This window comes from Streptacidiphilus cavernicola (assembly GCF_042510955.1).
GTDB lineage: Bacteria > Actinomycetota > Actinomycetes > Streptomycetales > Streptomycetaceae > Streptacidiphilus > Streptacidiphilus cavernicola.
On record NZ_JBHFAB010000015.1, the window covers coordinates 71,933 to 84,554 of the forward strand.

Here is a 12,622-nt window from a genome sequence, read left to right on the forward strand (position 1 = left end):
ACCATGACCGACGGCCCCGTCCGCTCCGCCGACTGGCACGGCTTCCATCTGTTCCTGCACATCGGCACCGAGGAGACCGACAACTTCCTGGCCGACGACCTGGCTCCGCTGCTGGACGGCCTGGTCGCCGCCGGGTCCGCCCGTGCCTGGTTCTTCATCAGATACGGGGAGGATGGCCCGCACCTGCGGATACGGCTGCGCGGGCTGAGCGCGGACGCCGCCGCGGACCTCCCGTCGGCGCTGGCCCGGCTGGCCGGGGCGCGGCCCGGAACCGAGGGCCCGTGGCCGTCGCGGCACGCCGAGGTCCGTGCGGTGCCGTATGTGCCGGAGACCGAGCGGTACGGCGGGGCAGCCGCGCTGCCGATCGCCGAGGAGGTCTTTGTCGCCTCCTCCCGGGCGGCGCTGCTGGCGCTGCGTCAGAAGCCCTCCGGTGCAAGTCGGGTGACCCTGGCAGTGGACGTCGCCATCGCCACGGCCACCGCCCTCGGGCTGGACCGGCTGGGCGCGGCGCAGTGGCTTCGGCGGCATGCCTCCGGCTGGCGCTGGACCACGGAAGTGCCCCTACTGCCGGGTGAGTTGATTCACGCCAAGGTCAACTCGGTGTTCGCACGGCAGCACGCGGTGCTGGTCGAGCGGGTGCGGACTCTCCAGGAGGGCCTGGAGCAGCGCAGCGCCGCCCGCTGGCTGGTCGACTGGGTGGACAGGGTCCGCGCCGCCGACCGCGAAGTCCGGGCGACGGTGAACGGCGACGAGGCGCGGGCGCTGTGGGTGTGGGGCTCCCAGCTGCACATGATGCTCAACCGACTCGGCGTCACGCCCGACGAGGAGCGGGCGGTCTGCCGCCTGGCCGCCCGGACCCTGCTGGACGCGGGCGAGCCGCCCTCGTTCTTCCCGGACGGGCACCGTGCGCCGGACCGGCAGTACCTGGAGCGGAGCAAGTTCCAGATCGGCCGCAACGTCGACAGCGCCGTGCGCGCCCTGCCCGCGCCGTCCCCGGGCGGTGGCAGCGGACCCGCGCGGACGGAGATCGGGCTGCCCGCCGACCCGTTGCCGGAGATCTCGCTGCGCGCCGCGCTGACCGGCCGCAGCTCGGCGCGGGGGCCGCTCACCGGTCCGTTGACCGCACCCCAACTCGGCGCGCTGCTCTGGGAAGCGCACGCCGAAAGCCACCGCACCGAGCAGCAGTCGGCCGACGGCACCCGCCGTACGCTCAGCCACCGGCCCTACCCGAGCGCGGGTGCGCTCTACACCGTGCGGTTGCGGCTGATCGCCCTCGACGTCCAGGGCCTGCCGGCCGGTACCTACCAGTGCGTTCCGCAGCGGCGCAGCCTGTCGGCGGTGGGTCCGGCGCCGTCGGTCGAGGAGGTCAAGCCGCTCTCGTCCTACTTCTCCCGCGCCGCCGACGACCCCGACTGGATCGGCGTCGACCAGGCGCCGGTGCTGCTCGGCCTCTACCTGGACCTCGCCCTGCTGCGAAGCCGCTACGGCCTGCGGGCGCTGCGGCTCGGCCTACTGGAGGCCGGGCACCTGGCCCAGGCCCTGCTGCTCACGGCGACCGCGCTGGGACTGGCCGGTACCACCCTGGGCGGCTTCCACGACGACCTCGCCCACGAGCTGTTCGGGCTGGACGATCTGGACTGTCCGCTGCAGTATCTGCTGCCGCTGGGCCGCCGCTCGCCTGCGCCCCCAAATGGCAGGTGAGAGTGTCGGATTGGACCAGTGAGGTGCTATTGACTGGTCCAGACCATTAGCCCTAGCCTTCTCGCGTTTCCCCTACGGAAAGGCGTTCCCCGATGACTCGACGTCTCCGCACGGCAGCAGCACTCACCTTCCTGGCGCTCGGCGCCGGGCTCGCGACGGCAGGTACGGCCGAGGCGGCTCCTGCCCCCGCCCCGGGCTACACCTGGCACGCCGAGTACTTCTACCAGGACCAGTGCAACACCATGGGCCAGCAGGGCATCACCAACCACCAGTGGACTGCCTACTACTGCACCTGGACCCCGTTCAACCCCGGCTTCACCGGCTCCGGCATCCTCGGCGAAGCCGACCTGTACGTGAACTGACGCACCATCAACTGCCTCCGGCCCGGTGTGGACCCCGGGCCGGAGGCAGTCGTTCCCGGGCAGCCGTTCCCGGGCGGTCAGGAACCGGCCCCGTCCCAGAGGTCGGTGCTGTGGGCGTCGACCAGGGCGCCGATCCGGGTCAGGGCGTCGGCGGCGGGCAGCGGGTCCAGGCTGCGGCCGTCGCGCAGGCGCAGGGCGACGCGGTCGTCCGCGGCCTCCCTGGCGCCGATCACCGCCTGGTACGGCGCCAGCCGCGCTTCGCGGATGCGGGCGCCCAGGCTGCCCCGGTCCGGTCCGGCGATCTCGGCCCGCAGCCCGGCGTCCAGGCAGCGCCGGGCGAGCGCCTCCGCGTTCGGCCGCTCCGCCTCGGTGATCGGGAGGATCACCAGCTGGGTCGGCGCGAGCCAGGCCGGGAAGGCGCCGCCGTGCAGCTCGATCAGGTGGGCGACGGCCCGTTCCACGCTGCCGATGATGCTGCGGTGGACCATGACCGGCCGGTGCTTGGCGCCGTCCGCGCCGATGTAGTGCAGGTCGAACTGCTCCGGCTGGTGGAAGTCGACCTGGACGGTGGACAGGGTGGACTCCCGGCCCGCGCCGTCGGTGACCTGGACGTCGATCTTGGGGCCGTAGAACGCGGCCTCGTCCTCGGCCGCCTGGTAGGGCAGGCCCGAGCGGTCCAGGATCTCGGCCAGCAGGGCGGTGGAGCGCTGCCACTTCTCGGGGGCGGCGACGTACTTGCCGCCCGGACCGGCCAGCGAGAGCCGGTAGCGGGTCGGGCTGATGCCGAGCGCCCGGTAGGCACGCCGGATCAGCTCCAGGGCGGACCGCGCCTCGTCCGCGACCTGGTCCAGGGTGCAGAAGATATGGGCGTCGTTCAGCTGGATCGACCTGACCCGGTTCAGCCCGCCGACCGCGCCCGACCGCTCGGCGCGATACATGCCTCCCAACTCGGCCATCCGCAGCGGTAGTTCGCGGTAGCTGCGGGAGCGGGAGCGGTAGATCACCGCATGGTGCGGACACAGGCTCGGCCGCAGCACGAACTGTTCGCCGCTCAGCTCCATCGGCGGGAACATGTCGTCGCTGTAGTGCGACCAGTGCCCGGAGATCTCGTACAGCTCCCGTTTGCCGAGCACCGGCGAGTACACGTGCTGGTAGCCGGCCCGCCGTTCGGCGGCGCGGATGTACTCCTCCAGGCTGTGCCGCACGGTCGCGCCGTCGGGCAGCCAGTACGGCAGGCCCGCGCCGATCAGCGGGTCGGTGTCGAAGAGGTTCAGCTCGCGGCCGAGCCTGCGGTGGTCGTGCATGGCGGGGTCTCCTCGCGGACATCGGGCGAGTCACCGCAAGCAGAAGCCCCGGGGCACTCGCCCCGGGGCTTTCGACTGAGTCATGGGTCAGCGCGCCGGGACACTCTCCGGCGTCGTCGTCATGGCAGCAGCGCGCTTCATGGTCGGAACGGTAACAGGCCTCGGCGCGGGTCCGCACCGCCTTTTCGACGGCGCCCGGTCAGCCGAACTGACCGGGCTGGTAGTCGCCCGCCGGCGTCCGGTTGATCACGTTCATCCGGTTGTAGGCGTTGATGACGGCGATCTGCAGCACCAGCGCGGCGAGCTGGTCCTCGTCGTAGTGCTTGGCGGCGTTCGCCCAGGCCTCGTCGGTGACCCCGCCCGCCGCGTCGGCGATGCGGGTGCCCTGCTCGGTCAGCTCCAGCGCGGCCCGCTCGGCCTCGGTGAAGACGGTGGCCTCGCGCCAGGCCGCGACCAGGTGCAGGCGCTGCGCGGTCTCCCCGGCCGCGGTGGCGTCCTTGGTGTGCATGTCGGTGCAGAAGCCGCAGCCGTTGATCTGGCTGGCGCGGAGGTTCACCAGCTCCTGCGTCGCGGTCGGCAGCGACATGCCGCGCAGCTCCATGCCCGCCGCGTTGACGTGCTTCAGGACCTTGGCCACGGCCGGGTTGGCGTACATGTTCAGACGGGCGTCCACGGTGGACTCCTCTGTTCTCGTCGGTGCTGTTCTGGTCGGTGCTTGCACAGCTATGACAGAGCGACTCGGCCGGATGTGACACGGACGGGGTCTGGGCCGTTCGGCGGACGGCTGTTCCGGTCCGTTTCGGCCGGTACGCCTTCGGTTACGGATCGACCCGGACACCTCCGCTGACCTTGAAGCTCAGCTTGGGTGGCGGTTAAGAAACCGTCGATGGACCCGGGCCGCGAGGAGCGGAAGGGTGGGACCGCCGCCGCGGCCCCGCCGTCGCGGCGCCACCCACCCAGGTTCAGGAGACTCCGTCAGTGAAGGCACTCGTAAAACTCAAGGCGGAGCCGGGCCTGTGGCTGACCGACGTGCCCGAGCCGGAGACCGGCCCCGGTGAGGTACTGATCAAGGTGCTGCGCACCGGGATCTGCGGCACCGACCTGCACCTCCGCGCCTTCGACAGCTGGGCCCAGGGCGCGATCACCACCCCGCTGGTGCTGGGCCACGAGTTCGTCGGCGAGGTGGTCGAGGTGGCCCCGGGCGTCGCCGACATCGCCCCCGGCGACCTGGTCAGCGGCGAGGGCCACCTGGTCTGCGGCAAGTGCCGGAACTGCCTGGCCGGACGGCGGCACCTGTGCCGCAGCACGGTCGGCCTGGGCATCGGCCGGGACGGCGCGTTCGCCGAGTACGTGACGCTGCCCGCGTCCAACGTCTGGGTGCACCGGGTGCCGGTGGACCTGGACGTGGCCGCGATCTTCGACCCGTTCGGCAACGCCGTGCACACCGCCCTGTCGTTCCCGCTGGTCGGCGAGGACGTGCTGATCACCGGCGCGGGCCCGATCGGCATCATGGCGGCGGCGGTCGCCAAGCACGCCGGAGCCCGGCAGGTGATGATCACCGACGTCAGCCCGTTCCGGCTGGAGCTGGCCGAGAAGGTCGGGGTCAGCCTGGCCCTGGACGTGCGCACCGCCACGATCGAGGACGGCCAGCGGCAGTTGGGGCTGCGCGAGGGCTTCGACGTCGGCCTGGAGATGTCCGGACGGCCCGAGGCCCTGCGCGAGATGATCGCCAATATGACCCACGGCGGCCGGATCGCCATGCTGGGCCTGCCGGCCGAGGAGTTCGCGGTCGACTTCTCCAAGATCGTCACCTCGATGATCACCCTCAAGGGCGTCTACGGCCGGGAGATGTTCGAGACCTGGTACGCCATGTCCGTCCTGCTGGAGGGCGGCCTGGACCTCAGCCCGGTGATCACCGGGCGCTACTCCTACCGCGACTTCGACGCGGCCTTCGACGAGGCGGCGGGAGGCCGCTGCGGCAAGGTCATCCTGGACTGGACCGCCTGACCGCCCCGCCTGAGCCGCCCCGCCGCGACCGCCGAACCAGCCCCCGCCGCGAACGCCTTCCTTCCTGCCGAGGAGAACCCCGATGCTCGACTCCGTCCGCGCCGACCTGCGCGCCACCCTCGACGAGATCCGCACCGCCGGGCTGCACAAGCCCGAGCGGGTCATCGGCACCCCGCAGAACGCCACGGTCGACGTCACCGCCGGGGGCCGCCCCGGCGAGGTGCTGAACTTCTGCGCCAACAACTACCTCGGCCTGGCCGACAGCCCCGCCCTGGTCGCCGCCGCCAAGGACGCGCTGGACCGCTGGGGCTACGGCATGGCCTCGGTCCGCTTCATCTGCGGCACCCAGGAGGTGCACAAGGAGCTGGAGGCCCGGCTGTCGGCCTTCCTCGGCATGGAGGACACCATCCTCTACAGCTCCTGCTTCGACGCCAACGGCGGCGTCTTCGAGACCCTGTTGGACGAGCGCGACGCGGTGATCTCCGACGCGCTGAACCACGCCAGCATCATCGACGGCATCCGGCTCTCCAAGGCCCGCCGCTTCCGCTACGCCAACCGCGACCTGGTCGACCTGGAGGCGCAGCTCAAGGAGGCCGGCGACGCCCGGCGCAAGCTGATCGTCACCGACGGCGTGTTCTCCATGGACGGCTACGTCGCCCCGCTGGAGCAGATCTGCGACCTGGCCGAGCGCTACGGCGCGATGGTCATGGTGGACGACTCGCACGCGGTCGGCTTCGTCGGCCCCGGCGGTCGCGGCACGCCCGAACTGCACGGGGTGATGGACCGGGTCGACATCCTCACCGGCACCCTCGGCAAGGCACTCGGCGGCGCGTCCGGCGGCTATGTCGCGGCCCGCGCGGAGATCGTCGAGCTGCTGCGCCAGCGCTCGCGCCCGTACCTGTTCTCCAACTCGCTGGCCCCGGTCATCGCCGCGGCCTCGCTGAAGGTGCTGGACCTGCTGGAGGACTCCTCGCCGACCGGCCAGGGCGCCGAGCTGCGGACCCGGCTCTACGCGAACACCGCGCTGTTCCGCGGCCGGATGGCCGAGGAGGGCTTCGAGATCGCGCCCGGCGACCACCCGATCGCCCCGGTGATGATCGGCGACGCCGAGCAGGCCGGAAAGATGGCCGACCTGCTGCTGGAGCACGGCGTCTACGCGGTCGGCTTCTCCTACCCGGTGGTGCCGCACGGCAAGGCCAGGATCCGGGTGCAGCTGTCGGCGGCCCACTCCACCGAGGACGTCGAGCGCGCGGTCACCGCGTTCGTGGCGGCGAGGGCGTCCCTGGCAGGATGACCGGGTGATCGACACCCGGAGACTGCGGACCCTGCGGGCCGTGGCGGACCACCGTACGGTGACCGCCGCGGCCGCCGCGCTGTATCTGACCCCGTCCGCGGTCTCCCAGCAGTTGGCGGCGCTGGAGACCGAGGTCGGGCACCAGTTGCTGGTCCGCGACGGGCGCGGGGTCCGGCTGACCGCCGCGGGCCAGATCCTGCTGGCGCACAGCGACACCGTGCTGGCCCAGCTGGAGCGGGCCGAAGCGGAACTGGCCGCCTACGCGGGCGGGCAGGCGGGGGAGGTGGTCGCGGTGTCCTTCGCGACCGGCATCACCACCGTGCTCGCCCCGGCGATGGCCGCGCTGGCGGTGTCGGCTCCCGGCATCCGGCTCCGGGTCCGCGACGCCGAGGGCGACGAGAGCCTGACCATGGTGCTGGACGGGCACGCGGACCTCGCCGTCGCGGTCGAGTACCGGGGCGCGCCGCGGGACGAGGAGCGGCGGCTGTCCCGGGTCCCGCTGTACGCGGAGCCGTTCGACGCGGTGCTGCCCCGGGGGCACCGGCTGGCCGGGGGCGTTGGCGGGAGCGGTGGCGTCGGTGGGGACGGTGGCGTTGGCGGGGCTGGGAGTGGGGACGGCGCCGGGGACGGGCGGGTGCGGGTCGAGGACCTGGCTGACGAGTCCTGGATCGGCCCCTACCCCGGGAACCCCTGCCACGACGTGGTGATGACAGCCTGTGAGCGGGCCGGCTTCCAGCCCCGGGTGATCCACTCCTCGGACGACTTCCGTGCGGTCGCCGCCCTGGCCGGAGCCGGTGCGGGGGTGGCCCTGGTGCCGCGCTCGGCGCTGCGCGGGGTGTACCTGCCCGAGGTGGTGATCCGCCCGCTGGCCGGCAGCCCGGTGACCCGGCGGGTCTTCGCCGCGGTGCGGACCGGGGCCGAGGAGCACCCGCTGCTCCGCCCGGTCCTGGACGCCCTCCGCGCAGCCGCCGCCCGCGCCCGCCCGGGAGCCGAGGACGGCTGAACCCGGCGCCCGGCCCGGCCGACTACCGCTTCCCGACGATTCCGGTCGCCCTCAGCAGGACTTCGCGGTGATAGGCGAACAGCTTCCCGAGCAGGGCCGACTGCTTGCTGATCATTCCCTTTTCGATACTGGTCTCCGCGTCGAACCAGACGGGTCCGAGACGGACCGACGCATGGCACGAGGCGTCGGCGACGGCCACCCTGACCTCATTCGGCCCCGGTTTCCCCACCGTGCTCAGTTTCAGCTCGTCGACAATGTCGAGAGGGCTTTTCACCTGGTAGCCGGACGCCTTCATGCACTGCTGCCAGAGGGCGACGGCGTGCTTGACGGCCGGCGCCTGCGCCGCCTGCTGGAAACCGTCCATCGATATCCTCTCGGCGGCCTGCTGCGCGTCGGTGGGCGGCTGCGCGCCCATGACCAGCTGCGTCGCGGCCATGGTGCACCCGCCCACCGGGACCTGCTTCCCGTCGACCTTCTCGTCCACCGGCGCGAACGGGTTCTTGAGGTTGCCCATGAGCGCCACTTCCTCGCTCTCGGTCAACGGCGGGACAGAGGCGGCCCCGCTGCCTCCCCCCGGCAGGGCGTAGCCGTAGGCCCTGGCCTCCGCGACATCCGCCAGCCCGTAGCGCCGGTCGGAGTAGGACGGCGATGCGGCGGCCGGGACCAGGGAGTAGGTGAAGCCGTAGCCGCGCATGCACCCGGCGGTCGCGGCCGACTTCGCGGACTCGATCAGCGCGGCCTGCTGCTGGGTGTAGCTGTACCGGTACATCGGCAGCATGGCCGAGAAGTCCTCGGACGGGCTCCCCGGTGGCGCCGTCGCCACCGGGGAGCCGGTGGGGAGGCTGCTGGCGGACGGCCGCGGAGCAGCCGTGCCCGAGCCGTTCTGGCTGCAGCCCGCCGCGGCGAGGGCGGCCACGGAAATACATACGGAACTGAACGCCCTGCGTGATGACATCATTCTTCGCTCTGTCGTGTGGGCCCTGCTGCCTGGAAACCGCGGCCCCGGGCAGCAGGGAATGCTCTCAGTATTCGGAGCAGCTGGTCGGCTTGGTGTTGTAGAACTGGAAAGCGGCGTTCTCGTTGTAGGTGTTGGTGAGACGGTTCGTACCGGTATTTGGGGCGATCATGTCGCACGGCCCCGAGAACGTGCTGTAGTAGTACACGACGGCGTAGGAGCCGTCCACGTCCCAGTTCCAGGCCGATGCCGCGTCGTTCTTCACGGCGAGGCCGTGGCCGGCCCCCGCGGTCAGGAACGTGTCGGTCCCGAACGCCCTGCCGCCGACCGGGTAGGCGACGGTCGCGCCCTGACGGTTGCTGTTGTAGTAGAGGGTGAGGCACCGCTGGTTGTCGGGCATGGGCTGGCAGTCGGCCTCCGGGTAGCTCCCGGCCCATGCCTGCGGCACGGAGACCACGAGCGAGAAAACCACTGCGGCAAGCGAGGCTGCGGCTGTCACACGACGGCGCACAATACATCTCCTTAATTGCACGTATAAAGGCGGAATGCCCCACGGCGGCGGGCATGCGAATTCGACCCGCTTTGCGCGACGTTATGGGGGAGCGGGAGATCCTGTCAAGCCGGTTATGGGTCTGCTCGCACACAATGGACACCATTTTGCCGCTATTCTGGCAGTGAGATCGTAAGGCGGTCAAAGGGCGGTTCCGGGGGCAAGTCGGGCCATCGGCGGTCGGAAATCCTTCAGACGAGACTGATCAGATGAAACTGGACAGTCTGGACTGAAGGTTTTAGGATGGGCGGCGAGAGGGAGCACGTCCGCCCTGCCCTCCCCCGTACTTCGTCAGAAGGGCCGCACGCACCATGGCCGTCACCACGCTCGACCCGACCACCGCGCTGGTGGTCATCGACCTGCAGAACGCCCTCCGCCCCATGCCCGGCAGCCCGCACACCGTGCCCGAGGTGATCGCCCGCACGGTCGAGCTGGCCGAGGCCTTCCGGAGCCACCGGCTCCCGGTGGTGCTGGTCCGGGCCACCTCCGCCGCCGACGGCTCCGACGCCGTCCCCGGCCGCACCGACGCCCCCAGCAGGGCGTCCCACGCCAGGGCCGAGGGCTGGGACCAGATCATCGACGAGCTGGCCGGGCACCCCGGCGACATCGTGGTGACCAAGCGCACCCGGGGCGCCTTCCACGGCACCGACCTCGACCTGCAGCTGCGCCGCCGCGGCGTCACCCAGATCGTGCTGACCGGGATCGCCACCAGCGCCGGGGTGGAGTCCACCGCCCGCGCCGCCCACGAGCACGGCTACCACGTCACCCTGGCCACCGACGCCATGACCGACCTGGACCCCGAGACGCACCGCAACAGCGTCGAACGGATCTTCCCCCGACTCGGCGAGAACGGCACCACCGCCGACGTCCTGACCGTCCTCAAGGCCACCCGATGACACTTCTCGGCACACTCCTCAAGAACCGCAGGGCCGGCGAGACCCACCTGGCCTGGAACCAGCCCCAGCTGCACAGTTCCGAGCCGCTCGACCTGACCAGTACTCAGTTCCAGGACGGCGGCGCGCTTCCGCTGGAGCACGTCCTCAAGCGGTTCGGCGGGAAGAACCTCTCCCCTCAGCTGGAGTGGAGCCCGCCGCCCGAGGGCACGGCGCAACTCCTGCTCGCCGTCGAGGACTTCGACGTCCCGATGAGCCGTCCCGCAGTGCACTGCCTGGCCCTGATCGACCCGCACGGCCTCGGCTCCGCCCACCGGCTTCCGGCCGGAGCCCTCTCCGCCAAGCAGCCCGCCGCCGGGGTGACGGTCCTGCGGTCCACCGTCGGACGCGGCTACCAGGGCCCCGGTCCGATCAAGGGCCACGGGCCGCACCGCTACGCCTTCCAACTCTTCGCCCTGGCGACCGCCGTGGACCACGGCACCGGGTCCGCCGCGGGCAGGCCCCGCGCGGTGCTGGCCTCCGTCACCGGACCGGTCCTCGCCAGGGGCAGGCTGACCGGGACCTTCGAGCGCTGACCGCTGGTGCCCGTCGTCGGCATGGGTAGTGTTACCGCCGACGGGGAGACGGCGGGATCGGGAGGGGCTGTGACGAGCAGGGAACCGAGCAGGAAGCCGAACCGGGCGGTGCTCGCTGCGGTGGCGGTGGTGCATGTCACCGCCGCCACGCTGACCTGGCGGGATCTGCGCTCGCGGACCGCGGGTCAGGTGCGGGGGAGCAGGGAGGGCTGGCGCGCGGCCAGCGCGGTGAACACCCTCGGCTCGGTCGGCTACTGGCTGTTCGGGCGACGGTCCCGCTAGCCCGCGGCGCGGCCGGAGGAGCGTTGGGCGGAAAAGCAGTTGGGTGGCACAACGTCCGGCTGCTACAGTCCGGTTGACCGAGACGTCACCCGAGGAGGTGAGACCCATGAACGCTGTATCCGCTGTGTGGGTGCTCCCCCTCTGTGTCACGGTCGGCGACTGACGTAGCTGTCGCCGGGAGCGCCTCGACCATCAGGCACTCCCGAAGGGCATCAGCCATGTACTCACTCCAGTTCACCTCCGAGCCGTCGTCGTACCCGAACGGCCTGCTCGAACGCGACTTCACCGTCAACGGCGTCCCCGGCGTCCTCTGGTCGCCGCTCTCCGACCCGGCCGACCGCGCACCCCTGGTGCTGATGGCCCACGGCGGCGGCAATCACAAGAAGCACCCGGCCATGTCCGGCCGCGCCCAGCGCCTGGTGAGCGGCTGCGGCTTCCATGTCGCCGTCATCGACGCGCCCGGTCACGGCGACCGGCCGCGCACCGCGCACGACGAGGCCGAGATCGCCGAGCTGTTCCGGGCCAGGGCGGCGGGCGAGCCGGAAGGCCCGATCGTCGTCCGCTACAACGACCACCTGGCGCGGCTCGCCGTGCCCGAGTACCGGGCCACCCTGGACGCGCTCCAGGAACTGCCGGAGATCGGCGCAGACGGGCCGGTCGGCTTCTGGGGCATCAACATGGGCACCGCGATCGGCGTGCCGTTCGTGGCGTCCGACCCCAGGGTCACCGCCGCGGTCTTCGGCCAGCACTGGCCCGACGCCCTGGCCGAGAAGGCGGCGCAGATCACCGTCCCGATCGAGTTCGACCTGCAGTGGGACGACGAGCACATTTCGCGCGAGCAGGGCCTGGCGCTGTTCGACGCCTTCGCCTCCACCGAGAAGTCGTTGCACGTGAACGCGGGCAGGCACAAGGATCTGCCCCGGTTCGAGGCCGACAGCGCGGTCCGCTTCTTCGCCCGGCATCTCGGACGGCCGGTCAGCAGCTCGGCGAGCTGACCCGCGCCACGGCCGCGGGGCAGCGCCGGACCGGTACGGACTTGCGCCGGACCGGCCTGGACCGGCGGGTGTGGCGCCCCGCCCGGACGGTCCGTCAGCTGTCGCGGGCGGGGAGGGCCTCGCCGCAGCGGCTGCAGTACAGGGCCGCGGTCTCCGCCGAGACCCGGCCGCAGGCGGTGCAGACCCGGTCGAGCATGCACGGCGCCTCGCCGCCCTCGCCGCCCGCCCCGCCCGTGCCAAGGGCCCCGTCCCCGCCAAGGGCCCCGGTGAACCCGGGGCCCTTGATGCCCAGGGCCGGGCGCCGTCGATGGACGGTGAGGTAGGCCAGCCCCCGGGGCCCCGCCGTGAGGTTCCGCCGCGCCGAGCGGGGAAGCCAGGCCAGGGCGCCGGGCGTCAACGACTCGCGGCCGGAGGGGGAGCCGTCGAGGTACCCGTCCCCTTCGACCACCACCAGCAGCACGTCGAGATCGTGCTCGACGTGCTCGCCCACCACGGCGTCGGGCCTGAGCCGCACCAGGTTCGCGTCCAACTGCCGGCCGGGCTGGTCCAACCGCCACAGGGCGCCGCTGCGGTCGGCGGCCGTTCCGTCGGCAGCACGGTCGTCGAGCCCGACCAGGATGCGGGGGGCAGCAGGGACGCTGGACATCGCGGACCGCCTTCGTGGTGAGCCCGCCCGGCAGACCGCGGTTCGGGGATCCGGT

The 12,622-nt window shown here is 72.0% G+C and carries 14 protein-coding genes; 9 read left to right on the top strand and 5 right to left on the bottom strand.

What is annotated here, in order from left to right:
• Positions 1-3: 3 nt before the first annotated feature.
• Together ACEZDE_RS20585 and ACEZDE_RS20590 are read left to right on the top strand one after the other, a co-directional pair.
• On the top strand, positions 4-1,701 hold the full coding sequence (locus ACEZDE_RS20585) for a thiopeptide-type bacteriocin biosynthesis protein (RefSeq protein WP_380537877.1): 1,698 nt from the start codon (positions 4-6) through the stop codon (positions 1,699-1,701).
• 92 nt (positions 1,702-1,793) lie between these two features.
• Positions 1,794-2,063 (top strand): hypothetical protein, encoded by a 270-nt coding sequence (locus ACEZDE_RS20590; RefSeq protein ID WP_380537879.1) that lies wholly within the window; start codon positions 1,794-1,796, stop codon positions 2,061-2,063.
• Between the two features lie 77 nt (positions 2,064-2,140).
• Here the strand turns inward: ACEZDE_RS20590 and thrS are convergent, their stop codons facing one another.
• Together thrS and ACEZDE_RS20600 are read right to left on the bottom strand one after the other, a co-directional pair.
• Positions 2,141-3,367 carry a threonine--tRNA ligase gene (gene thrS / locus ACEZDE_RS20595; RefSeq protein ID WP_380537881.1) on the bottom strand — a complete coding sequence of 409 codons (1,227 nt, stop codon included), beginning with the start codon at positions 3,365-3,367 and terminating at the stop codon, positions 2,141-2,143.
• 199 nt (positions 3,368-3,566) lie between these two features.
• Entirely contained in the window at positions 3,567-4,040 is a 474-nt protein-coding gene (locus ACEZDE_RS20600) for a carboxymuconolactone decarboxylase family protein (RefSeq protein ID WP_380537884.1), read from the bottom strand.
• Between the two features lie 305 nt (positions 4,041-4,345).
• On the opposite strand from ACEZDE_RS20600, the gene tdh reads away from it, so the two are divergent.
• The 3 genes from tdh to ACEZDE_RS20615 all read left to right on the top strand — a co-directional run bounded on the left by tdh (position 4,346) and on the right by ACEZDE_RS20615 (position 7,671).
• Positions 4,346-5,374 carry an L-threonine 3-dehydrogenase gene (tdh, locus tag ACEZDE_RS20605; protein WP_380537886.1) on the top strand — a complete coding sequence of 343 codons (1,029 nt, stop codon included), beginning with the start codon at positions 4,346-4,348 and terminating at the stop codon, positions 5,372-5,374.
• Positions 5,375-5,456: 82 nt separating this feature from the next.
• Positions 5,457-6,668, top strand: a complete 1,212-nt coding sequence (locus ACEZDE_RS20610) for a glycine C-acetyltransferase (RefSeq protein WP_380537888.1) — start codon at positions 5,457-5,459, stop codon at positions 6,666-6,668.
• Between the two features lie 4 nt (positions 6,669-6,672).
• The gene (locus tag ACEZDE_RS20615; protein WP_380537890.1) at positions 6,673-7,671 is read left to right on the top strand and encodes a LysR family transcriptional regulator; all 999 of its coding nucleotides are present in this window, start codon (positions 6,673-6,675) and stop codon (positions 7,669-7,671) included.
• 22 nt (positions 7,672-7,693) lie between these two features.
• Here the strand turns inward: ACEZDE_RS20615 and ACEZDE_RS20620 are convergent, their stop codons facing one another.
• On the bottom strand, positions 7,694-8,449 hold the full coding sequence (locus tag ACEZDE_RS20620; protein WP_380537892.1) for a hypothetical protein: 756 nt from the start codon (positions 8,447-8,449) through the stop codon (positions 7,694-7,696).
• 244 nt (positions 8,450-8,693) lie between these two features.
• A complete protein-coding gene (locus tag ACEZDE_RS20625; protein WP_380537894.1) occupies positions 8,694-9,074 on the bottom strand; it encodes a peptidase M23 in 381 nt (126 codons plus the stop codon).
• A gap of 413 nt (positions 9,075-9,487) precedes the next feature.
• Here ACEZDE_RS20625 and ACEZDE_RS20630 point away from each other — a divergent pair, with 413 nt between their 5' ends.
• The 4 genes from ACEZDE_RS20630 to ACEZDE_RS20645 all read left to right on the top strand — a co-directional run bounded on the left by ACEZDE_RS20630 (position 9,488) and on the right by ACEZDE_RS20645 (position 11,921).
• The gene (locus tag ACEZDE_RS20630) at positions 9,488-10,072 is read left to right on the top strand and encodes an isochorismatase family protein (protein ID WP_380537896.1); all 585 of its coding nucleotides are present in this window, start codon (positions 9,488-9,490) and stop codon (positions 10,070-10,072) included.
• Entirely contained in the window at positions 10,069-10,644 is a 576-nt protein-coding gene (locus ACEZDE_RS20635) for a YbhB/YbcL family Raf kinase inhibitor-like protein (RefSeq protein WP_380537898.1), read from the top strand. The genes ACEZDE_RS20630 and ACEZDE_RS20635 overlap by 4 nt, the downstream gene beginning before the upstream one ends.
• Positions 10,645-10,713: 69 nt before the next feature.
• On the top strand, positions 10,714-10,926 hold the full coding sequence (locus ACEZDE_RS20640; RefSeq protein ID WP_380537900.1) for a hypothetical protein: 213 nt from the start codon (positions 10,714-10,716) through the stop codon (positions 10,924-10,926).
• Between the two features lie 218 nt (positions 10,927-11,144).
• Positions 11,145-11,921, top strand: a complete 777-nt coding sequence (locus tag ACEZDE_RS20645; protein ID WP_380537902.1) for an alpha/beta hydrolase — start codon at positions 11,145-11,147, stop codon at positions 11,919-11,921.
• A 94-nt stretch (positions 11,922-12,015) separates the two neighbouring features.
• On the opposite strand, the gene ACEZDE_RS20650 is transcribed toward ACEZDE_RS20645, so the two are convergent.
• On the bottom strand, positions 12,016-12,567 hold the full coding sequence (locus tag ACEZDE_RS20650) for a hypothetical protein (RefSeq protein WP_380537904.1): 552 nt from the start codon (positions 12,565-12,567) through the stop codon (positions 12,016-12,018).
• Positions 12,568-12,622 lie beyond the last annotated feature (55 nt).

Coding starts and splice junctions, on each gene's coding strand:
- ACEZDE_RS20585 (WP_380537877.1), top strand. CDS start 4: ATGACCGACGGCCCCGTCCGCTCCGCCGACTGGCACGGCTTCCATCTG.
- ACEZDE_RS20610 (WP_380537888.1), top strand. CDS start 5,457: ATGCTCGACTCCGTCCGCGCCGACCTGCGCGCCACCCTCGACGAGATC.
- ACEZDE_RS20620 (WP_380537892.1), bottom strand. CDS start 8,449: ATGCTGCCGATGTACCGGTACAGCTACACCCAGCAGCAGGCCGCGCTG.
- ACEZDE_RS20645 (WP_380537902.1), top strand. CDS start 11,145: ATGTACTCACTCCAGTTCACCTCCGAGCCGTCGTCGTACCCGAACGGC.
- ACEZDE_RS20635 (WP_380537898.1), top strand. CDS start 10,069: ATGACACTTCTCGGCACACTCCTCAAGAACCGCAGGGCCGGCGAGACC.
- ACEZDE_RS20650 (WP_380537904.1), bottom strand. CDS start 12,567: ATGTCCAGCGTCCCTGCTGCCCCCCGCATCCTGGTCGGGCTCGACGAC.
- ACEZDE_RS20590 (WP_380537879.1), top strand. CDS start 1,794: ATGACTCGACGTCTCCGCACGGCAGCAGCACTCACCTTCCTGGCGCTC.
- ACEZDE_RS20630 (WP_380537896.1), top strand. CDS start 9,488: ATGGCCGTCACCACGCTCGACCCGACCACCGCGCTGGTGGTCATCGAC.
- thrS (WP_380537881.1), bottom strand. CDS start 3,367: ATGCACGACCACCGCAGGCTCGGCCGCGAGCTGAACCTCTTCGACACC.